A 20,760-nucleotide genomic window follows, 5' to 3' on the forward strand; every position below is an offset into this window, starting at 1 on the left:
CCATGATCGAGTGGTCCGAGACGGACCTGATGGTCCGGGATGCCGTTCGGCAGTTCGTCGACAAAGAGATCCGCCCGCATCTGGACGAATTGGAAACCGGCGCAAAGTCGCCGTATCCGATCGCGCGCAAGCTGTTCAGCCAGTTCGGCCTCGACGCCATGGCCGCCGAGTCGGTCAAGAAGATGCTGGACCGCGAGCGCGCCAAGCTGGACGGAACCGCCGCCGAAGAATCCGGCGAAAAGCCCGACGAATCAGGCGGTTTCGGTGGCGGCGCCCAGGGATCGATGATCGCGGTGCTGGTCTCCGAGATCGCCCGGGTCAGCATCGGGTTGCTCAGCACGGCGTCGGTGAGCCTCGGCCTGGGCGCGGCCACCATCGCCAGCCGCGGGACGCTGGCCCAGAAGGAACGCTGGCTGCCCGAGCTGATGACGCTGGACAAGATCGCGGCGTGGGCCATCACCGAGCCGGACTCGGGTTCGGATGCGTTCGGCGGCATGAAGACCACGGTCCGGCGCGACGCAGATGGGACCTACATCCTCAACGGGCAGAAGACCTTCATCACCAATGGGCCCTGCGCCGACGTCCTGGTCGTTTACGCCAAGCTCGACGAGGGCGACGCGACGGTGGACAAACGCGACCGCCCGGTGCTGGTCTTCGTGCTCGATGCCGGCATGCCGGGCCTCACGCAGGGCAAGCCGTTCAAGAAGATGGGCATGATGTCCTCGCCGACCGGCGAGCTGTTCTTCGACAACGTGCGGCTGGGACCGGACCGGCTGCTCGGCGAGAGCGAACAGCACGCCAGCGGGGACGGCCGCGACAGCGCGCGCGACAATTTCGCCGCCGAGCGGATCGGGATCGCGATGATGGCGCTGGGCATCATCGACGAATGCCACCGGCTGTGCGTGGATTACGCGAAGACCCGGACCTTGTGGGGCAAGAACATCGGGCAGTTCCAGCTGATCCAGCTCAAGCTGGCCAAGATGGAGATCGCCCGAATGAACGTGCAGAACATGGTCTTTCACACCATCGAGCGCCAGCAGGCCGGCAAGCCGCTGACGCTGGCCGAGGCGTCGGCCATCAAGCTGTACTCCTCGGAGGCGGCCACCGAGGTGGCGATGGAGGCCGTGCAGCTGTTCGGCGGCAACGGCTACATGGCCGAGTACCGGGTGGAGCAGCTGGCCCGCGACGCCAAGTCGCTGATGATCTATGCGGGTAGCAACGAGGTTCAGGTCACCCACATCGCCAAGGGTCTGCTGTCGAGTTAGGCCGTCACCCAGATCGCCCGGGCGGCCGGGCTGCCCAGGTCGACCGTCGTCTCGGCGCCGTCGCCGGAATCGATCGCCACCGAGATCATTCCGGCGAATTCGCGCCGGGTCAGCACCCGCAGCCGGGAATCCAGGTTGATGCCGACGTCGGTGAAGTAGCGCAGCATCTCGGGGTCGGCGTCGGAGATGCGGGCCACCGTCCCGGTGTCACCGTCGTCGCACGCCCACAGCTGGCGGGCCGGCGGGGTGGGCACCTGCCCGTCGGAGGCCGGGATCGGGTCACCGTGCGGGTCGCGCTGCGGGAAGCCCAGCTTGGCGTCGATGCGGGCCACCAGGCGATCCGACACGGCGTGCTCGAGCACCTCGGCCTCATCGTGCACCTCGTCCCAGGCGTAGCCGAGCTCGTTGACCAGGAAGGTCTCCAGCAGCCGGTGGCGGCGCACCATCTCCAGCGCCGCCCGCCGCCCCGCCTCGGTCAGCGTGACCGCGCCGTATTTCTCGTGGTCGACGAGGCCCTGCTCGGCGAGTTTGCGGATGGACTCCGAGGCGGTGCTGGCCGACACCCCGATCTTCTCGGCCAGCATCTTGGTGCTGACCTTTTCCAGCGACCACTCCTGGGCGTTCCAGATGACCTTCAGGTAGTCCTGGCCGACCGCGCTGATACCGCCACGTTCCTCGTCAGCCCTCACAACGACAAAGTTTAGGCAACCCACGCCTGATCCGGCGTGTTCCCCGACACCATGGCGGGGTTTGCCCCGCTCCGATCTCCCGGCGGACCACTCGGCGCCGTAGGCTTGCGGACGTGCAGCGGTGGCGCGGCCAAGACGAGATACCCACGGACTGGGGCAGGTGTGTGCTCACCATCGGTGTGTTCGATGGTGTGCATCGCGGCCACGCCGAGCTGATCGCGCACGCCGTGAAAGCGGCGCGCGCCCGCAACGTCCCGACGGTGTTGATGACGTTCGATCCGCACCCGATGGAAGTGGTCTACCCCGGCAGCCATCCCGCGCAGCTGACGACGCTGACCCGGCGCGCCGAGCTGGTCGAAGAGCTGGGCATCGACGTGTTCCTGGTGATGCCGTTCACCACCGATTTCATGAAGCTCACCCCGGAGCGCTACGTCCACGAGCTGCTGGTGGAAAACCTGCACGTGGTCGAGGTCGTCGTGGGGGAGAACTTCACCTTCGGCAAGAAGGCGGCCGGCAACGTCGAAACCCTGCGACGCGCCGGCGAGCGCTTCGGGTTCGCCGTGGAGTCGATGTCGCTGCTCTCCGAGCACCACAGCAACGAGACCGTGACGTTCTCGTCCACCTACATCCGGTCCTGCGTGGACGCCGGCGACGTGGTGGCGGCCATGGAGGCCCTGGGCCGGCCCCACCGGGTCGAGGGCGTGGTGGTCCGCGGCCACGGTCGCGGCGCCGAACTGGGCTTTCCCACCGCGAACGTGGCGCCGCCGATGTACTCGGCCATCCCGGCCGACGGCGTGTACGCGGCGTGGTTCACGGTGCTCGGCCATGGTCAGGGGGCGGGGGCCCCTGGGGAGATGGTCCCGGGCGAGCGTTATCAGGCGGCGGTGTCGGTGGGCACCAACCCGACGTTTTCCGGGCGCACCCGCACCGTCGAGGCGTTCGTCCTGGACACCGAAGCCGACCTGTACGGGCAGCACGTGGCCCTGGACTTCGTCGCCCGCATCCGCGGTCAGCACAAGTTCGACTCGATCGGGGACCTGATCGAGGCGATGGGCAGGGACACCGAACGGACCCGCATCACCCTCTCGGCCCAAGACTGATCCGCAGGAGCCGCCAGGAGGCGTCAGGCGGCGACCAGGCCGTCGATCTGGTCGATGGCCGAAGAGGCGCCCTCGACGACGCCCATGTCCAGCACCTGCTGCAGCGCCTCGGCGGAGGAGTAGGTGCTCACGTAGGTCGCGCGAGTGCCGCCGTTGTGCTCGGCGAATGTGTACACATTTCTCGAGACCGGGAGGTCGGGGTTCGGGTTGAAGTCCAGGTCGGCGAAGCCGTCCAGGAACGAGAAGCTCGTCGGTTCGTCCACGGCCGTGATCTCCCAGTACCCGGCGTATTTCTCGCCGTCCGGTCCGGTCATGAAATACGTCGTGCGACTGCCGGGTGTGAGGCTGTGGTCGACGACGGTCGCCGGGTGGGACGGGGGCCCCCACACCTTCTCCAATTGACGAGGGTCGGCGTACACCGCCAGATCCGGGCTACCGGCGCGGCGAAGTCCGCCGTGATGGTCAGCGTCAGGTTGTCCGGGTCGTGCTGGACGTCGGTCACGGGCATGGTTCAGTCCTCCTGGTGTGAGTCGGATGCGATGAGTTCGTCGACGCGGGCGATGCGATCCCGCCAGAGGGATTCGAGTTCGGTGAGCATCGCGGCCACCGACCGCACGGTCGCCACGTCACCGCTGGCCAGCTGTTCGCGACCGCGTCGTCGTTTGGTGACCAGGCCGGCCCTTTCCAGCACGACGACGTGCTTCTGCACCGCGGCGAAGCTCATGTCGTACTTGAGTGCCAATGCCGAAACCGAGTGTTCCCCGGCCAGTGTCCGGCGCACGATGTCGCGCCGGGTTCGGTCGGCGAGCGCGTGGAACAGAGCGTCCACCCGGTCTTCCTGGTCTACGGTCACCTTGACAACATACAACCAAATGGTTGTATGTTGTCAAGGGCGCCGCGCTGGCCTGCGATTTCGGTGGACGTCGCCGCCGCTGATAGACTCGCCAGCCGATATGGCGTGTGCTGCAGTCCGCGGCGGCCACGCACAAGATTTCTCGCGGCACCGATTGATGGAGTTAGTTCGTGGCGCTTACTGCCGAGCAGAAAAAAGAGATCCTGGGCAACTACGGCCTGCATGGCACCGACACCGGTTCGCCTGAGGCGCAGGTCGCGCTGCTGACCAAGCGGATCGCCGACCTGACCGAGCACCTGAAGGTGCACAAGCACGACCACCACTCGCGGCGCGGGCTGCTGCTGCTGGTCGGACGCCGCCGGCGGCTGCTCAAGTACGTCGCGCAGATCGATGTCGAGCGGTACCGCTCGCTGGTCGAGCGGCTGGGCCTGCGTCGCTGACGCAGGCCTCACGGGCGTTCGCGGCCCCGCAAATTCCGAGCGATATGGCGGGCAGAGGTCGCCCGTGTAGAGTGAGGACGTTCTGGGCCGGTTCGGTCCGAGCAAACGGTGCGGTCACGCAGATCCGCGTGTGCCGTTCCAGCGTGTCACTACGCACGTTCGAGGGAGCAGCCAGTCTGCATCGGGCGGTCTTCGGTAGTGGCTGCCGGGCTCTCCGGATCTGGGGCAGGTCGGCCGCTTCGATCGATGGCCGTAGCCGTATTCAGACTCAGCGCCTCCCGCGGGTGACCCGTGGCCGTCAGGCCTGCGGTTCGCGCGTGGCCACGCGAAAAAGCTGAATACAAGAGAGGCCGTACGGACGTCCATGTCTGTCGCTGAAATTGAAGAGGGCGTGTTCGAGTCGACCGCCACCATCGACAACGGGAGCTTCGGCACCCGCACCATCCGTTTCGAGGCCGGCCGGTTGGCCCAGCAGGCCGCTGGCGCCGTCGTCGCCTACCTCGACGAAGAAAACATGCTGTTGTCGGCGACCACCGCCAGCAAGAGCCCCAAGGAGCACTTCGACTTCTTCCCGCTGACCGTCGACGTCGAGGAGCGGATGTATGCCGCCGGTCGCATCCCCGGTTCGTTCTTCCGTCGGGAGGGCCGTCCCTCCACCGATGCGATCCTGACCTGCCGGCTCATCGACCGGCCGCTGCGCCCGTCGTTCGTGTCCGGGCTGCGCAACGAGATCCAAGTCGTGGTGACGATCCTGAGCCTGGACCCCAACGACCTGTACGACGTGCTGGCGATCAACGCCGCGTCGGCGTCGACCCAGTTGAGCGGGCTGCCGTTCTCGGGTCCGATCGGGGGCGTGCGGGTCGCGCTCATCGACGGCCAGTGGGTGGCGTTCCCGACCGTCGAGCAGCTCGAGCGCGCCGTGTTCGACATGGTGGTGGCCGGCCGCAAGGTCGACGGTGACGTCGCGATCATGATGGTCGAGGCCGAGGCCACCGAGAAGGTCATCGAGCTCGTCGAGGGCGGCGCCCAGGCGCCGACGGAAACCGTTGTGGCCGAAGGGCTCGAGGCCGCCAAGCCGTTCATCTCGGTGCTGTGCAGCGCGCAGGAGGAGCTTGCCGGGGCCGCCGCCAAGCCGGTCGGCGAGTTCCCGACGTTCCCGGACTACGGCGACGACGTCTACTACTCGGTGGCCTCGGTGGCCACCGACGAGCTGGCCAAGGCGCTGACCATCGGCGGCAAGGCCGAACGCGACGCGCGCACCGACGAGCTCAAAGCCGAGGTGCTGGCGCGCCTGGCCGAGACCTACGAGGGCCGCGAGAAAGAGGTCAGCGCCGCATACCGGTCACTGACCAAAAAGCTGGTGCGCCAACGCATCCTGACCGATCACTTCCGCATCGACGGCCGCGGCATCACCGACATCCGCGCGTTGTCGGCCGAGGTGTCCGTGGTGCCGCGGGCGCACGGCAGCGCGCTGTTCCAGCGCGGTGAGACCCAGATCCTGGGCGTCACCACGCTCGACATGGTCAAGATGGCTCAGCAGATCGACTCGCTGGGGCCCGAGACCTCCAAGCGCTACATGCACCACTACAACTTCCCGCCGTTCTCCACCGGCGAGACCGGCCGGGTGGGCTCGCCCAAGCGGCGCGAGATCGGGCACGGCGCCCTGGCCGAGCGTGCCCTGATTCCGGTGCTGCCCGGCGTCGAGGAGTTCCCCTACGCCATCCGTCAGGTGTCCGAGGCGCTGAGCTCCAACGGTTCGACGTCGATGGGCTCGGTGTGTGCCTCGACCCTGTCGCTGCTGAATGCCGGTGTGCCGCTCAAGGCCCCGGTCGCCGGTATCGCGATGGGCCTGGTGTCGGACGACGTCGAGGTCGACGGCAAGACCGAGCGTCGCTTCGTCACGCTGACCGACATCCTCGGCGCCGAGGACGCTTTCGGCGACATGGACTTCAAGTGCGCCGGCACCAAGGACATCGTCACCGCGCTGCAGCTGGACACCAAGCTCGACGGCATCCCGTCGCAGGTGCTGGCCGGAGCGCTGGCGCAGGCCAAGGACGCGCGCCTGACCATCCTGGAGGTCATGGCCGAGGCCATCGACGCACCCGACGAGATGAGTCCGTACGCGCCGCGGGTCACCACCATCAAGGTTCCGGTGGACAAGATCGGTGAGGTCATCGGCCCCAAGGGCAAGGTGATCAACGCGATCACCGAGGAGACCGGCGCGCAGATCTCCATCGAGGACGACGGCACCGTGTTCGTCGGCGCCACCGACGGGCCCTCGGCGCAGGCCGCGATCGACCGGATCAACGCCATCGCGAACCCGCAACTGCCCACGGTCGGTGAGCGGTTCCTCGGAACCGTGGTCAAGACAACGGATTTCGGTGCGTTCGTGTCGCTGCTGCCCGGCCGTGACGGCCTGGTGCACATCTCCAAGCTCGGCAAGGGCAAGCGGATCGCGAAGGTCGAGGACGTGGTGAACGTCGGCGACAAGCTGCGCGTGGAGATCGCCGACATCGACAAGCGCGGCAAGATCTCGCTGGTCCTGGTGGAGGAAGACAGCTCGGCTCCCGCCGATGCTCCGGCGGCCGCACCTGCCGATGCCGCGACGGCGAGCAGCTGACTCGTCGACCGGGACGCGTCCCGGTCGGGCCGGTGCTCTGCGCCGGGGCAAGGCCGCTGAGGCCGACGTCGCACCCCAGGCCACGCTGCGGCGCAGCACGCTGCCGGGCGGCCTGCGGGTGGTCACCGAGTACCTGCCCTCGGTGCGTTCCGCGTCGGTCGGGGTCTGGGTCGGGGTCGGCTCGCGCGACGAAGGCGCGACCGTGGCCGGCGCCGCGCACTTCCTCGAGCATCTGCTGTTCAAGTCGACCCCCAGCCGCACGGCGGTGGACATCGCGCAGGCGATGGACGCCGTCGGGGGAGAGCTGAACGCGTTCACCGCCAAGGAGCACACCTGCTACTACGCGCACGTGCTCGACAGCGATCTGGCCCTGGCCGTCGACCTGGTGGCCGACGTGGTGCTCAACGGGTGCTGCGCGGCCTCCGACGTCGAGCTGGAACGCGACGTGGTCCTCGAAGAGATCGCCATGCGCGACGACGATCCCGAGGACGCGCTCGGCGACATGTTCCTGTCCGCGCTCTTCGGTGATCATCCGGTGGGCCGTCCCGTCATCGGCACCGCCCGCTCGGTGACGTCGATGACCCGAAACCAGCTGCACTCGTTTCATGTCCGGCGCTACACGCCGGAGCGGATGGTGGTCGCGGTGGCCGGCAACGTCGACCACGACGAGGTGGTCGCGCTGGTGCGCAAGCACTTCGGGCCGCATCTGGTCCGCGGGCGCGAACCGATCGCGCCGCGCAAGGGGTCCGGCCGGGTCGCCGGCCGTCCCGTCCTGATGTTGGGCAACCGGGACGCCGAGCAGGCCCACGTGTCGCTGGGTGTGCGCACGCCCGGGCGCGGCTGGGAGCATCGCTGGGCGCTGTCGGTGCTGAACACCGCGCTGGGCGGCGGCCTGAGCTCCCGGCTGTTCCAGGAGGTTCGGGAGCTGCGGGGGTTGGCCTACTCGGTGTACTCGACGGTGGACGTGTTCGCCGACAGCGGCGCGCTGTCGGTGTATGCCGCCTGCCAGCCGGAACGCTTCGCCGAGGTGATGGCGGTGACCAGCGGCGTGCTCGAGTCGGTGGCCCGCGACGGCATCACCGAATCGGAATGCCGGATCGCCAAGGGGTCGTTGCGCGGCGGGCTGGTGCTCGGCCTGGAGGATTCCAGCTCGCGGATGAGCAGGCTGGGCCGCAGCGAGCTCAACTACGGCAGACACCGCAGCATCGAGCACACGCTGGCACAAATCGATCGGGTGACCGTCGACGAGGTCAACGCGGTGGCCCACCGGCTGCTCGGGCAGCGCTACGGCGCCGCGGTTCTGGGCCCTTATGCCGCCAAACGATCACTGCCGCAACAACTTCGGGCGATGGTAGGCTAACTCAAATGTCCGCCTCCTCACTCGCGCCGTGGCGGCGCTCGCCGTCGACGGACTAGCCGGATGGTACTGGGCTTCTGGGACATCACGGTGCCCATCGTGGGCGCCCCCATGGCCGGCGGGCCCGGGACTCCCGCGTTGGCCGCGGCGGTGTCCAATGCGGGTGGGCTCGGTTTCGTTCCCGGTGGGCACCGCAGCGCCGAGCAATTCGCCGACGACATCGCCGCGGCCCGCAGGGCCACCACCGGTCCGCTCGGGGTGAACCTGTTCGTGCCCCAACCCAGCGTCGCCGACTGGGTGGCCCTGCACTACTACGCGGCCGAACTCGAGGAGATCGCCGAGCACTACCAGGTGGAGGTCGGTCACCCGGAGCACGGCGACGACGACGAGTGGGAGCAGAAGCTCGAGGTGGTCGCCGACGTCCGGCCCGAGCTGGTGTCATTCACCTTCGGCGTGCCGCCGCCGGATGTGATCCGGCGGCTCGGCGCGTTGGGACTGCTGGTGATGGTCACCGTGACATCGGCCTACGAAGCGGGAGTGGCCGTCGCGGCCGGCGCGGACAGCCTGGTGGTCCAGGGACCCGCCGCGGGTGGGCATCGCGGCACGTTCGCCCCGGACATGGAACCCGCGAACGAGTCGCTGCACCAGCTCATCGACCGCATCCGGCACGCCCATGACGTCCCGATCGTCGCGGCGGGCGGGCTGGGCACCGCCGACGAGGTCGGGGCGGCGCTGCGCAGGGGAGCGGTGGCGGCCCAGGTTGGCACCGCGTTGCTGCTGGCCGACGAGGCGGGCACCAACTCGGCGCATCGCGTCGCCCTGAAGAACCCGTTGTTCGCCACCACCGTTGTCACGCGGGCGTTTTCGGGCCGCTACGCGCGCGGCCTGGAGAACGACTTCACCCGGACGCTCGATCACGTGGCACCGCTGGGCTACCCCGAGGTCAACCAGATGACCTCGCCGATCCGGGAAGCGGCCGCCGCCATGGAAGACCCCAACGGGATGCCCCTGTGGGCGGGGACGTCGTTCAAGCACGCGTGCGCCGGGCCCGCGGCCGACATCATCGCCAAACTCGCGGCCACCGGTTAGCCCAGAACGCCGGCCGGGTCGGTGAACGGCAGGCCGAGATCGGTGGCCACCTGCTCGGAGAGCAGGGCGCCGTCGTGCGTCGAAAGGCCTTTGGCCAGAGCGTGATCCGACCGGCACGCGGCCTGCCAGCCACGGCCGGCGAGCGCCAGCACGTAGGGCATCGTCGCGTTGGTCAGCGCCACGGTCGAGGTCTTGGGCACCGCGCTGGGCATGTTCGCCACGCAGTAGAACACCGTGTCGTGCACGGTGAAGGTGGGGTCGTCGTGCGTGGTCGGTCGGGAGTCCTCGAAGCAGCCGCCCTGGTCGATCGAGATGTCCACCAGCACCGCACCCGGTTTCATCTGCGAGACAAGCGAATTCGAGATCAGGTGGGGTGCTTTGGCGCCGGGCCGCAGCACCGCGCCGATGACCAGGTCGGCGCGTTTGACGGTGCCCTCCAGATCGTAGGCCGACGAGTAGCGGGTGCGGACCTGGCCGCCGAACTCCGCGTCGAGCAACCGCAGCTTGTTGATGTTGACGTCGAGAACCGTGACCGCCGCCCCCATGCCGTTGGCGACGCGGGCCGCGTTGTAGCCGGCCGTCCCCGCGCCGACGACCACGACGTCGGCGGGTTTGACGCCCGGCACCCCGCCCATCAGCACGCCGCGCCCACCGTGGGTGCGCATCAGGTGATAGGCCCCCACCTGAGCCGACAGCCGGCCGGCGACCTCGCTCATCGGGGCCAGCAACGGCAGCGTGCCGTCGGCGGCTTGGACCGTCTCGTAGGCGATCGACGTCGTCCCGGACGCCAGCAGCGCCTCGGTGCACGCCCGCGACGCGGCCAGATGCAGGTAGGTGAATAGGATCTGGTTGCGCCGCAACACGTCATACTCGGCCGGCACCGGTTCCTTGACCTTGAGCAGCAGGTCGGCGTCGCCCCACACCTGCTCGGCCGTGTCGGCCAGTTGCGCGCCGGCGGCCTTGAACTCGGCATCCGGGATCGCCGATCCGTCCCCGGCGCCCGCCTGCACCAACACGTCATGGCCGCGGCGGGTCAGCTCGGCGACACCGGCGGGGGTGATGGCCACCCGAAACTCGTTGGTCTTGGTCTCGGTCGGTACGCCGACTCGCATGATCGCCCCTTGGTTGCCGGTTCACCTTCAAGTGTGAAGAAAGTTCGTGAGGGGCGCAAAAGCCGATGTTTGCTGGCTATGATCGGCCAATGAGCGACCCGTGCGTGACGGCCACCGTGCAGATCGAGGCCCGGCCCGACGAGGTGTACCGGCTCATCACCGACCTGCCCACGCTGGCCGAGCTGGCCGAGGAGGCGGTGGCGATGGAATGGCGCAAAGGCGACGCCGTGCGCCCGGGCGCGGTGTTCACCGGCCACAACCGGAGCGGCAGCCGGCGCTGGAGCACCAAGTGCACGGTCACCGAGGCGGAGCCGGGTCGCCGCTTCGCATTCGACGTGAGCCACACCATTTTTCCGGTCGCCCGCTGGCAATACGACATCGTCGCGGCCGACGGCGGATGTGCGGTCACCGAAAGCACCTGGGACCGCAGGCCCGGGTGGTTCCGCAAGGTCGCCGGCAAGGCCACCGGCGTCACCGATCGGGTGGCCGCCAACACCGAGCACATCCGGCTCACCCTGCAGCGCCTCAAGCAGCGCGCCGAAAGCCACTAGCCCAACAACCGCCGGAGTCTGCGATGACGCGACGCGATCCCGCCGTGGCCGTCGTCGGAGCGGGCATGTCCGGGCTGTGTGTCGCAATCGCCTTGCTGCGCAGCGGAATCACCGACGTGACGATCTACGAGAAGGCCGACGAGGTGGGCGGCACCTGGCGGGACAACACCTACCCGGGTCTGGTCTGCGACATCCCTTCGCGCATCTACCAATACAGCTTTGCCAGAAACCCCGACTGGTCGCACCTGTTCTCGCCCGGCGGCGAAATCCAGGCCTATTTCCGCGGCGTCGCCGACCGTTACGGGTTGCGGGAACGGATCCGGTTCGGCACCGAGATCACCCACGCGCGTTTCGACGACGGCCGGTGGGTGGTGCGCACCGACGCCGGCGAGGAAACCGGCCAGGAATTCAAGGTCGATTTCTTGATCTCGGCCACCGGCGTGCTGCACCACCCTCGGCTGCCGTCGATTCCGGGCCTGGATGACTTCGGCGGCAACGTTTTTCACTCGGCGCGCTGGGATCACGGCGTCGACGTGCGCGGCCGCCGGGTCGCGGTCGTCGGCAACGGATCGACCGGCGTGCAGCTGGTGTGCGGGCTGGCCGGGACGGCTGGGCACGTCACGCTGTTCCAGCGCACGGCGCAATGGGTGCTGCGGCTGGCCAATCCGCGCTACAGCGGCTTCACCGGGCTGACGCGGCGCAAGATGCCGTGGCTCGATGCGCTGGCGTACCGGGCCTACAGCCTGGGCTACGACTACTTCGCGGTCGGACTGACCAAGCCGGGCCTGCGCCGCAAGATCATGGCGGCGCTGTGCCGCGCCAGCCTGTGGGAGATCCGCGATCCCGAGTTGCGGCGAGCCCTGACCCCCGATTACACGCCGGCCTGCAAACGACTGGTGATGTCCAACGGCTTCTACCGGGCGATGCAGCGCGACGACGTCGACCTGGTGACGGCGAGCATCGACCACGTCGAAGAGCGCGGCATCGTCACCGCCGACGGGGTCCTCCATGAGGTGGACGTCATCGTGCTCGCCACCGGATTCGACACCCACGCGTTCTTCCGGCCGATGGAGCTGATCGGCCGCGACGGCATCCGCGCCAACGACGTGTGGCGCGACGGGCCGCGGGCCTACCAAACCGTGGCGCTGTCCGGCTTCCCCAACTTCTTCATGATGCTGGGGCCGCACAGCCCGGTGGGGAACCTGGCGCTGACGACGGTGGCCGAATCGCAGGCCGACCACATCGTGGGCTGGGTGGAGCGCTGGCGCCGCCACGAATTCGACACGGTCGAGCCGACGGCCGCCGCGACCGAGCGGTTCAACGCGAGGTTGCGCGCGGCGATGCCGGACACCGTGTGGACCACCGGCTGTAACAGCTGGTACCTCAACAAGGACGGCGTGCCGGAGGTGTGGCCCCTCACGCCGGCCGAACACCGGCGGATGCTGGCGAACCCCGACCCCGGCCAGTACGACCTGCGCCGGCACGTCGCGGCCCGCTGAGGGCCTCGCCGAAGAACCCAGTACCGGCGGTTTCGCATATCTGGGTCGCCTACCTATACTTGGGACGCGCCTTGGGACGCGCGGCGTCCACCGCAAGACCGTGATCGAGGGCTAAACGCCGAGGTAGGGGGCATGATGCTGACCGTCGACGACCAGGCAGCGGGTCCGCACGACGCCTCGCTGGACCACGAGCGACTGGTGCTCGAGGCACGCGACGTGCACTTCGACTGGTCACAGCTGCCGTTCCACTACGTGCCGGGTGAGCCGTTCGCCACCCACGTCCTCAACGTGCTGCACCTGCTGCTGCCCGCCGGCGAGGAATTCTTCGTCGAGGTGTTCAAGCAGACGCTGCCGTTGATCAAGGACGACCAGCTGCGGCTGGATGTGCAGGGCTTCATCGGTCAGGAGGCCGTGCATTCGCAGGCGCACGCCAACGTGCTCGCCCACTTCGCCGCGCGCGACATCGACCTGACGCCCTACACCGGCCAGATCACGTGGCTGTTCGACCGGCTGCTGGGGCCCCGCCCCCACTGGAGCGAGCGCCGGCGGCAGAGCTGGCTCCTCGAGCAGGTGTCGCTGGTGTCGGCCATCGAGCACTACACCGCGATTCTGGGGGAGTGGATCCTCGACTCGCCGGCCCACGACGAGATCGGCACCGACCCGGTGATGCTGGACATGTTGCGCTGGCACGGCGCCGAGGAGGTCGAACACAAGGCGGTGGCCTTCGACACCATGAAGCACCTGCAGGCCGGCTATTGGCGGCAAGTGCGTGCCCAACTGGTCGTGACGCCCGCCATGCTGCTGTTGTGGATTCGCGGCGTGCGGTTCATGTACTCGCTGGATCCCGAGCTGCCGCCGCGCACCAAGCCCCGCTGGCGGGACTACTTCAGCGCCGCGCGGCGCGGCCTGGTGCCCGGGCCGCTGCGCTTCATCCGCGCGATGGGCAACTACTACCGACCCGGCTTTCACCCCGCACAGCTCGGCGGACTGGGGCTCGCCGTCGACTACCTGGCCGTCTCACCCGCCGCCCGCGCCTCGCACTGATGACCACGAACTCGACGACGACGTCGACGGTCGCGTCGACCATTACCGCCAGCGACGGCGTCACGCTGGCCGTGCACTCCTACACCGACATCGACCCCGGGCGGCCAACCATCCTGGCAATCCACGGCTTTCCGGACAACCACCATGTCTGGGACGGCGTGGCCCACGAGCTGGCCGGCAAGCCCTACAACGTCGTGGCCTACGACGTGCGCGGCGCCGGTGAATCCACCCGCCCCGCACAAAGATCCGGATACCGCTTCACGCAGCTGGTCTCCGACATCGGCGCGGTGATCGACAGCCTGGGCGTCGGACCGGTGCACCTGCTGGCCCATGACTGGGGGTCGATCCAAGCTTGGGCGGCGGTCACCGACGACGCGGTGATGGGCAAGGTCGCGTCCTTCACCTCGATCTCGGGGCCGCACCTGAACTACGCCGGCGCGTTCCTGCGCTCGGCACGCACCCCGCGCGCGGTCGCCCGGGTCATCCGGCAACTGATCTCGTCGGGTTACATCGGCTTCTTCCTGTGCCCGGGCGTGCCGGAGCTGTCGTTCCGCTCCCGCGTCGGGGTGAAAGTCGTTGAGGCCCTTGAGCGCATTGGCCGGTCGAGCACGCGCAGCCAACGCCACGACACCATGCGTTCGATCACCGACTATGTGCACGGGCTCAACCTGTACCGGCAGAACATGCCGGCGCCGATGCTGGCTCCGGGCCGCCAACTGCCCGAGACCTCGGTCGCGGTCCAGACGCTGGTTCCGCGCCGGGACATCTTCGTCACCCCCGCGCTACAACGATTCACCGGCGCAATTCCCCACGGCGCCAGGGTGACCGAGATCGAGGGCGGGCACTGGGTGGTGACGTCGCGCCCCGACGTCATCGCCCGGCTGACCGCCGAGTGGGTCGACCGCAACGTCGCCGGCGCCACCGGCGCCGGCGCGGCCGAGGTGCGCGGCGAGCGGCGCGAGGTGCGGGGCAAACTGGCCCTGGTCACCGGGGCCGGCGCCGGGATCGGCCGGGCGACGGCGGTGGAACTGGCCCGGCACGGCGCGCGCAAGATCGTGCTCGTCGACCGAGATCTGGCCGCGGCCAACGACACCGCCGACGCCGTGCGTGCGGCGTGCGCCGAGGCCCCGGTGTACCAGGTCGACGTCAGCGACGAGTCCGCCGTGAATGGCCTTGCGGCGCAGGTGTGCAACGAACACGGGGTGGTCGACATCCTGGTCAACAACGCCGGCATCGGCATGGCGGGCCGGTTCCTGGAGACGAGCTCGGCGAACTGGGAAGACATCCTGGGCGTCAATGTCCGCGGCGTCATCTCGGGCAGCCGGGCGTTCGGGGCGCAGATGGTCGAGCGGGGCGAGGGCGGCACGATCATCAACGTGGCCTCCGCGGCGGCGTTCCTGCCGTCGAAATCCATGGTCGCCTACAGCACCACCAAGGCGGCCGTGCTGGCTCTGAGCGAATCGTTGCGGGCCGACTTCGCCGACGAGGGGATCGGCGTCACGGCGGTGTGCCCGGGATTCGTCAACACCAACATCGCCAAGAACACGATCTACGCCGGCATGACGGCCGACCAGCAGGAGCGGGCGCGGGGCAAGGCCGACGCCGCCTATCGGCGCCGCAACTTCACCCCCGAGGCCACCGCCAAGGCGATCGTCAAGTCCATCAAGACCGGTCCGGCCGTGTTGCCGATCGCCGCGGAGTCGAGGATCGGCTACGCCATGCGGCGCATCAGCCCCGGGGCGATTCGGTTGTTTGCGCGCTTGGACATTCGGCAGAAGTAAGGACCGTTTGAGGTGCCGGAAAGCATCTGGGCGAGCAGGCCCACCGACCTGTACGGGCGGCGCGAGCACGACCGCTTCGGCTCGCTGTTGTGGGGTGTGCGGGCGGTGTTCGAAGGGTTCGCCTCGGTGTCCCGCTGGTCGCCGTCGCGGGTGCAGCCGGTGCAGCGCACGCTGACCGCGGTGGTGACCAGGCGCGAGCTCGCCGCGCCCGACGTCGTCGCGCTGACCCTGGCCGACCCCGACGGCGGGTTGCTCCCGTCCTGGACGCCCGGCGGACACATCGACGTCCTGCTGCCCTCGGGCCGGCGCCGGCAGTACTCGTTGTGCGGTGCGCCCGGGCGACGCACCGACTACCGCATCGCCGTGCGCCGGATCGCCGACGGCGGGGGCGGCTCCATTGAGATGCACGAGGCATTCGACGTGGGCGACATGCTGTCTTTCGAAGGGCCGCGCAACGCGTTCTATCTCGGCACCGCCGAAGACGAGGTGTTGTTCGTCATCGGCGGCATCGGGGTGACGCCCATCCTGCCGATGATCCAGGTGGCCGCGCAGCGCGGCATCAATTGGCGCGCAGTCTATTCCGGTCGCAGCCGCGAGTACATGCCGCTGCTCGACGAGGTCGTGTCGATGGGGCCGGATCGCGTGACGGTGTGGGCCGACGACGAGCGCGGCCGCTTCGCCACCGTGGCGGAGCTGCTGGCCGGGGCGGGTCCGGCGACCGCTGTCTACGTGTGCGGTCCCAGCGCCATGCTGGAGGCCGTCCGGATCGCCCGCAACGAACATGCCGGTGCGCCACTGCATTACGAGCGCTTCAGCCCGGCACCCGTCGTCGACGGGGCCCCGTTCGAATTGGAGCTCGCGCGATCACGGCAGGTGCTCGCGGTGCCGGCGAACCGGACGGCGCTCGACGTCATGCTGGATCGCGATCCGACCACCCCCTACTCGTGCCGGCAGGGATTCTGCGGGACTTGCCGGGTCAAAGTGCTTGCCGGACAAGTAGATCACCGCGGCCGCGCCGCGGCCGGTGACGACGGCATGCTGGTGTGTGTCTCGCGGGCCGACGGCGAGCGTATCGTCATCGACGCCTGACGCGGCGGCGCCTTAGGGCCGGGGCGGCTCGAGGTAGGCGGCCAGGGCGTTGGTCAGCCCGCGGCGCGCCATGTCGAGGTCGGCGTAGGAACCCAGCTGACGCTCCGAGACCAGGCCGCGCATCGCGCCCGGGATCAGGGCGGCCACCTCCCGGACCCGATCCGGATCGACGGCCAGACCGGCGAACGCGTGCTGACAGGTCTCCAGCCAGCTCTTGCCCCAGGAGAACAGCTCGGCGGCCGTGCGCGGGTAGAGCCGCTCGAGCTCGTCGGGATCACGCGGCAGCGCGGCCCGCAGGTTCTCGATCGCGCGGGAATCCGGCGACGCCAGACCGCGATAGAGGGTCTCGATGATGGCGCCGACACGCTCGCGCAGCGGGGCGTCCGGCGAGATCGGAGTCGACAGCGTGGAGAACGTCGCGGCCCGCCGTTCGGCGGTGCGGTGCAGCACCGCGGCCCAGAACCCGTCGGTGTCGCCGAACTGGTACTGTACCGCGCCCCAGGTGGCGCCGATGTCCTTGGCGATCCGGTTGGCCGACACCGAGCCGGGCTCGCCGGAGGCCAGGGAGCGCAGCGCCGCCTCAAGCATGCTTTCGCGAGTCGCATGGCCCCGCCGATTCGGGCGCCGGCCCGCGACGCCGGCGGCGCTGCGTGGGCGGGTCATTTGCCGATCTTATCCACTGGCGCCCCGTCGACGAAGATTTTCATAGAGGGTACTTTGATTTGGCTGGCGGCGCGGCTTATCATTCGTACGCGAGGGAGGGCAGCTCACATGGCAGGGCTCGATGGCTAAGCCACCGTTGTCGATGAAACCGACCGGCTGGTTCCAGGTCGCCTGGTCCGGCGAGATCGGCGTCGGCGACGTGCACACAATGAAGTACTTCGACCAGGAGATGGTCGCCTGGCGCGCCGAATCCGGCGAGCTCACCGTGATGAACGCCTACTGCGAGCACCTGGGCGCACACCTGGGGTACGGCGGCACGGTCGTCGGCGAGGTGCTGCAGTGCCCGTTCCACGGATGGCAGTGGAGCCACGAGGGCCGCAATGTCTGCATCCCGTACCAGGACCGGCCCAACCGAGGCCGCCGCATTCGCACCTACCCGGTGGTCGAGCGCAACGCCTCGGTCTACATCTGGCATGACCTGGACGGCCGCGAACCCTACTTCGACGCGCCGGACGTGTTCGCCGCGTTCGGGGACGGCAGCAGCGCGGACGACTACTACCCGCAACAGCGGCTGTATCGCGAAAGGCTGGAACTGCACCCGCAATACGTGCTGGAGAACGGGGTGGACTTCGCGCACTTCAAGTTCGTGCACAACACCCCGATCGTCCCGGTGTTCACCCGCCACGACTTCGCCGAGCCGGTGTCCTACGTCGACTTCACCATCACCTTCGAGGGCGACGACGGGCAGAAGATCGAGGACGTCAACAGCGGCGTGCAGGCCATCAACGGCGGACTGGGCATCGCGGTGACAAAGAGCTGGGGCATGATCGACAACCGCACCATCTCGGCGATCACGCCGATCGACGAGTTCACCTCCGACGTGCGTTTCATGGTCTACATCGGCCGAACGCCGCACAAAGACCCCGCCCGCGCGGCCGCCAAGGCGGACGAATTCGGCCGCGAGGTCATCCGCCAGTTCGAGCAGGACATCGAGATCTGGCGCCACCAGCGCTATTCGGATCCGCCCGCGCTCGCCCCCGACGAGTACGAAGGCTTCACCGCAATTCGCAAGTGGGCCAAGCAGTTCTATCCCGAGGCGTTCGCAACGCAGGAAGGCTCCAGGCAATGAGCACAGCACCGGTACGCGTCTTTCAGGTCGGAAGCGGCAACGTCGGCACCGAAATGATCAAGCGGATCGCCACCCAGCCCGACATCGAACTCATTGGCGTGCACTGCTATTCGCCGGAGAAAGTCGGCAAGGATACCGGCGAGTTCGCCGGCCTGGCGCCCAACGGGGTGGCCTTCACCGGGACGGTCGAGGAGATCATCGCCGCCAAGCCCGACGTGCTGACCTTTCACGGGGTGTTCCCCGACGAGGACCTCTACGTCAGGGTGCTCGAGGCCGGCATCAACATCGTCACCACCGCCGACTGGATCACCGGCTGGCACCGCGACAGGAACCACCCGCACCCGTCGGGCAAGCCGGTGACCGAGCTGTTGGCCGAGGCCGCCGAAAAGGGTGGCGCGACCTTCTACGGCACCGGCATGAACCCCGGGCTGAATCAGATTCTGGGCGTAGTGTGCTCGGCCGACGTCGCCGACATTGAGAACGTGACCACCATCGAGTCCGTCGACGTGTCATGCCACCACTCCAAGGACACCTGGATCGAGGTGGGTTACGGCCAGCCGGTCGACGACCCCGAAATCCCCTCGAAGCTCGAGAAGTACACGCGCGTCTTCGCCGACAGCGTGTACATGATGGCCGACTGTTTCGACCTGACGCTCGACGAGGTCACGTTCAGCTACGAGCTGGGCGCGTGCACCAAGGACGTCGACCTGGGCTGGTACACGTTGCCCAAGGGTTCGCTGGGTGGTAACTACATCAAGTACCAGGGCATGGTCGACGGCGTGCCGCGGGTGGAGACGCACCTGGAATGGCAGATGACCCCGCACACCGACCCGAGCTGGAACATCAAGGGCTGCTACATCACTCAGATCAAGGGCGATCCCTGCATCTACAACAAACACATGATCTTCCCGAAGCCCGGCGTCGACCTGTCCAACCCGGACAACTTCGCCTCGATCGGCATGACCGTCACCGGCATGCCCGCGCTGGCCTCGATCAAGTCGGTGGTGGCGGCGCCGCCGGGACTGATCACCAGCGCCGACCTGCCGCTGCGCGGTTTCGCCGGGCGGTTCAAGACGTAGGCCGGTCACGGCGACGCACCGTCGTCGAAGAGGCGTTCGGGATGGTGAAAGTCGTTGGTGCGCACGCCGCGATCCAGCTGTGGCGGCGGGATCCACGCCGTACGGCCCTGGGAGGTTTTGCGTGTCCGCCAGCCTCGTGCGGCCAGCTTGTGATGCGCCGCGCATGCGAACGTGAGGTTGTTCGCGTCCGTCGCGCCGCCGGCGGCCCACTCGTCGCAATGATGCACTTCGCACCAATAGCCGGGCGCGTCGCAGCCAGGGTGGGTGCAGCCGCGGTCGTGCGCGTACAAGACGATGCGCTGATCCGGTGTCGCGATGCGCCGCGACCGGCCGAGATACAGCGGGCGGCGCGAGTGATCGTCGAACACGGCCAGGTAGTGGTAGGCGTGGCGGGCCATCCGGATCACATCGCGCATCGGCAGCAGGGTTCCGCCTCCGGTCACCGCGCACCCTCCGCCCGACGTCAGCTCCTGCAGGGTGGTCGACACGATGACGGTCACGGGTAATCCGTTGTGCTGACCGAGTTTCGGGTCACCCAGCTGACCGCGCACCAGGGCGTTGAGGGCATCGTGCCGGCGCTGCGCCGGAGTGCGCATATCGCGCCGGGCGCGCTCGTCATCGGGTTCTCCTGCGACGCAAGGTGTTTCATCGTCGGGGTTGCACATCCCGGGGGCGGCGAAGCGGGACAGCCAGGCGTCGAGGTTCGCGCGCAGCTCGGGTGAGGCGATCAGCTTCGCGACGCTCATGCCGTCGGGCCGTTGGCCGCACCAGGTGAAGCCACGCTGGCGTGCCCGGTCGGCGTCGGAGAACGTTCCGTCGGGATTGATCCGCAGGGCGCACTGGTGCGCGATCTTCTGCAGCTGATCGGGACGCAGCTGCCGGGCCTGGCCGGCCAGGAATCACTCGGCGCTGTCCACCGTGGCGGCGGGGACGGCATCCGGGAGATCCCGGATGAACGTTTGGATGACACGCAGGTGCTGGCCGTCGAGCAGCCCCTCCCGCCACGCCGCGGCCGTAGCCGGCAATGGGGGCGGCAGCTCCTGGCCGGTGAGGGTCAAGCGCGGAGACAGCTCGGTGGCGTCGCGAAGCCGGCGGGACGCCTCGGCGTAGCTGATCCGCAGCCAGTCGGCGACCACTTTGTGCACCGGACCGCCGATGTCGGCGGAATCTTCTTTGGCCAACCCCGCGATCACGTCGTGGCTGACCGCGATCTGTCGCCGGCGCGAGGCCTCCATCCGCTCGAGCACGCGCAGCCGCACGGCCGGGCTCAGCACGTCGAGGTTCAGCCCGCGGATCGCCGCGTCGGCGGCGTCCTGCGCGTCCAGGGCGGCCAACACCTCCGCCGGCGCCTCGATCGAATGCATGTTCGAATGTTATGCGGGCGGGGCTAGAAGGGAAAC

At 68.5% G+C, this 20,760-nt stretch carries 17 protein-coding genes and 2 pseudogenes; 13 read left to right on the forward strand and 6 right to left on the reverse strand.

Going from position 1 to position 20,760, the window contains the following annotated elements; all coding sequences use genetic code 11:
* Positions 1–2 precede the first annotated feature (2 nt).
* On the forward strand, positions 3–1,265 hold the full coding sequence (locus DQP57_RS15270) for an acyl-CoA dehydrogenase family protein (RefSeq protein WP_112633748.1): 1,263 nt from the start codon (positions 3–5) through the stop codon (positions 1,263–1,265).
* Here the strand turns inward: DQP57_RS15270 and mntR are convergent.
* On the reverse strand, positions 1,262–1,954 hold the full coding sequence (gene mntR / locus DQP57_RS15275) for a manganese-binding transcriptional regulator MntR (protein ID WP_112633749.1): 693 nt from the start codon (positions 1,952–1,954) through the stop codon (positions 1,262–1,264). The genes DQP57_RS15270 and mntR overlap by 4 nt on opposite strands.
* Before the next feature lie 113 nt (positions 1,955–2,067).
* On the opposite strand from mntR, the gene DQP57_RS15280 reads away from it, so the two are divergent.
* Positions 2,068–3,054 carry a bifunctional riboflavin kinase/FAD synthetase gene (locus DQP57_RS15280; protein ID WP_112633750.1) on the forward strand — a complete coding sequence of 329 codons (987 nt, stop codon included), beginning with the start codon at positions 2,068–2,070 and terminating at the stop codon, positions 3,052–3,054.
* Between the two features lie 23 nt (positions 3,055–3,077).
* Here DQP57_RS15280 and DQP57_RS15285 read toward each other — a convergent pair.
* Together DQP57_RS15285 and DQP57_RS15290 are read right to left on the reverse strand one after the other, a co-directional pair.
* Positions 3,078–3,562, reverse strand: a pseudogene (locus DQP57_RS15285) (SRPBCC family protein).
* A 3-nt stretch (positions 3,563–3,565) separates the two neighbouring features.
* Positions 3,566–3,907, reverse strand: coding sequence for an ArsR/SmtB family transcription factor (locus DQP57_RS15290; RefSeq protein ID WP_112633751.1), 342 nt, complete (start codon positions 3,905–3,907; stop codon positions 3,566–3,568).
* A gap of 170 nt (positions 3,908–4,077) precedes the next feature.
* Here DQP57_RS15290 and rpsO point away from each other — a divergent pair, with 170 nt between their 5' ends.
* From rpsO to DQP57_RS15310, 4 genes are all read left to right on the forward strand, one after another.
* Positions 4,078–4,347 (forward strand): 30S ribosomal protein S15, encoded by a 270-nt coding sequence (gene rpsO, locus DQP57_RS15295; RefSeq protein ID WP_007775081.1) that lies wholly within the window; start codon positions 4,078–4,080, stop codon positions 4,345–4,347.
* A gap of 364 nt (positions 4,348–4,711) precedes the next feature.
* Entirely contained in the window at positions 4,712–6,967 is a 2,256-nt protein-coding gene (locus tag DQP57_RS15300) for a polyribonucleotide nucleotidyltransferase (protein ID WP_112633752.1), read from the forward strand.
* Positions 6,945–8,327, forward strand: coding sequence for a M16 family metallopeptidase (locus DQP57_RS15305; protein WP_240631771.1), 1,383 nt, complete (start codon positions 6,945–6,947; stop codon positions 8,325–8,327). The genes DQP57_RS15300 and DQP57_RS15305 overlap by 23 nt, the downstream gene beginning before the upstream one ends.
* A 60-nt stretch (positions 8,328–8,387) precedes the next feature.
* The gene (locus DQP57_RS15310; protein ID WP_112633753.1) at positions 8,388–9,413 is read left to right on the forward strand and encodes a nitronate monooxygenase; all 1,026 of its coding nucleotides are present in this window, start codon (positions 8,388–8,390) and stop codon (positions 9,411–9,413) included.
* On the opposite strand, the gene ald is transcribed toward DQP57_RS15310, so the two are convergent.
* The gene (gene ald / locus DQP57_RS15315; RefSeq protein ID WP_112633754.1) at positions 9,410–10,525 is read right to left on the reverse strand and encodes an alanine dehydrogenase; all 1,116 of its coding nucleotides are present in this window, start codon (positions 10,523–10,525) and stop codon (positions 9,410–9,412) included. The two genes, DQP57_RS15310 and ald, sit on opposite strands and share 4 nt — an antisense overlap.
* 89 nt (positions 10,526–10,614) lie before the next feature.
* Between ald and DQP57_RS15320 the strand changes: the two genes are divergently transcribed.
* From DQP57_RS15320 to DQP57_RS15340, 5 genes are all read left to right on the forward strand, one after another.
* On the forward strand, positions 10,615–11,076 hold the full coding sequence (locus DQP57_RS15320) for an SRPBCC family protein (RefSeq protein ID WP_112633755.1): 462 nt from the start codon (positions 10,615–10,617) through the stop codon (positions 11,074–11,076).
* A gap of 23 nt (positions 11,077–11,099) precedes the next feature.
* A complete protein-coding gene (locus tag DQP57_RS15325; RefSeq protein ID WP_112633756.1) occupies positions 11,100–12,575 on the forward strand; it encodes a flavin-containing monooxygenase in 1,476 nt (491 codons plus the stop codon).
* 132 nt (positions 12,576–12,707) lie between these two features.
* On the forward strand, positions 12,708–13,619 hold the full coding sequence (locus tag DQP57_RS15330) for a metal-dependent hydrolase (protein WP_240631769.1): 912 nt from the start codon (positions 12,708–12,710) through the stop codon (positions 13,617–13,619).
* Positions 13,619–15,400 (forward strand): SDR family oxidoreductase, encoded by a 1,782-nt coding sequence (locus tag DQP57_RS15335; RefSeq protein WP_112633757.1) that lies wholly within the window; start codon positions 13,619–13,621, stop codon positions 15,398–15,400. Before DQP57_RS15330 ends, DQP57_RS15335 begins: the two co-directional genes overlap by 1 nt.
* A 12-nt stretch (positions 15,401–15,412) precedes the next feature.
* A complete protein-coding gene (locus tag DQP57_RS15340; protein WP_112633758.1) occupies positions 15,413–16,489 on the forward strand; it encodes a PDR/VanB family oxidoreductase in 1,077 nt (358 codons plus the stop codon).
* A gap of 12 nt (positions 16,490–16,501) precedes the next feature.
* Here the strand turns inward: DQP57_RS15340 and DQP57_RS15345 are convergent, their stop codons facing one another.
* Complete coding sequence (locus DQP57_RS15345; protein ID WP_112633759.1) at positions 16,502–17,152, reverse strand: TetR/AcrR family transcriptional regulator; 651 nt, start codon at positions 17,150–17,152, stop codon at positions 16,502–16,504.
* Positions 17,153–17,273: 121 nt separating this feature from the next.
* Here DQP57_RS15345 and DQP57_RS15355 point away from each other — a divergent pair, with 121 nt between their 5' ends.
* Positions 17,274–18,281 (forward strand): Rieske 2Fe-2S domain-containing protein, encoded by a 1,008-nt coding sequence (locus DQP57_RS15355; RefSeq protein ID WP_112633760.1) that lies wholly within the window; start codon positions 17,274–17,276, stop codon positions 18,279–18,281.
* A complete protein-coding gene (locus DQP57_RS15360) occupies positions 18,278–19,360 on the forward strand; it encodes an NAD(P)H-dependent amine dehydrogenase family protein (RefSeq protein WP_112633761.1) in 1,083 nt (360 codons plus the stop codon). The genes DQP57_RS15355 and DQP57_RS15360 overlap by 4 nt, the downstream gene beginning before the upstream one ends.
* A gap of 5 nt (positions 19,361–19,365) precedes the next feature.
* Here the strand turns inward: DQP57_RS15360 and DQP57_RS15365 are convergent.
* A pseudogene (locus tag DQP57_RS15365) lies at positions 19,366–20,724 on the reverse strand (HNH endonuclease signature motif containing protein).
* Positions 20,725–20,760 lie beyond the last annotated feature (36 nt).

It is taken from the genome of Mycobacterium colombiense (assembly GCF_003284935.1).
GTDB lineage: Bacteria > Actinomycetota > Actinomycetes > Mycobacteriales > Mycobacteriaceae > Mycobacterium > Mycobacterium arosiense_A.

Bases quoted from the DNA above. Each gene is read 5' to 3' on its own strand.
- DQP57_RS15305 (WP_240631771.1), top strand. From the start codon at position 6,945: ATGCCGCGACGGCGAGCAGCTGACTCGTCGACCGGGACGCGTCCCGGT.
- ald (WP_112633754.1), bottom strand. From the start codon at position 10,525: ATGCGAGTCGGCGTACCGACCGAGACCAAGACCAACGAGTTTCGGGTG.
- DQP57_RS15300 (WP_112633752.1), top strand. From the start codon at position 4,712: ATGTCTGTCGCTGAAATTGAAGAGGGCGTGTTCGAGTCGACCGCCACC.
- DQP57_RS15325 (WP_112633756.1), top strand. From the start codon at position 11,100: ATGACGCGACGCGATCCCGCCGTGGCCGTCGTCGGAGCGGGCATGTCC.
- DQP57_RS15355 (WP_112633760.1), top strand. From the start codon at position 17,274: ATGGCTAAGCCACCGTTGTCGATGAAACCGACCGGCTGGTTCCAGGTC.
- DQP57_RS15345 (WP_112633759.1), bottom strand. From the start codon at position 17,152: ATGACCCGCCCACGCAGCGCCGCCGGCGTCGCGGGCCGGCGCCCGAAT.
- DQP57_RS15330 (WP_240631769.1), top strand. From the start codon at position 12,708: ATGATGCTGACCGTCGACGACCAGGCAGCGGGTCCGCACGACGCCTCG.
- DQP57_RS15270 (WP_112633748.1), top strand. From the start codon at position 3: ATGATCGAGTGGTCCGAGACGGACCTGATGGTCCGGGATGCCGTTCGG.
- DQP57_RS15310 (WP_112633753.1), top strand. From the start codon at position 8,388: ATGGTACTGGGCTTCTGGGACATCACGGTGCCCATCGTGGGCGCCCCC.
- DQP57_RS15335 (WP_112633757.1), top strand. From the start codon at position 13,619: ATGACCACGAACTCGACGACGACGTCGACGGTCGCGTCGACCATTACC.
- DQP57_RS15360 (WP_112633761.1), top strand. From the start codon at position 18,278: ATGAGCACAGCACCGGTACGCGTCTTTCAGGTCGGAAGCGGCAACGTC.
- DQP57_RS15320 (WP_112633755.1), top strand. From the start codon at position 10,615: ATGAGCGACCCGTGCGTGACGGCCACCGTGCAGATCGAGGCCCGGCCC.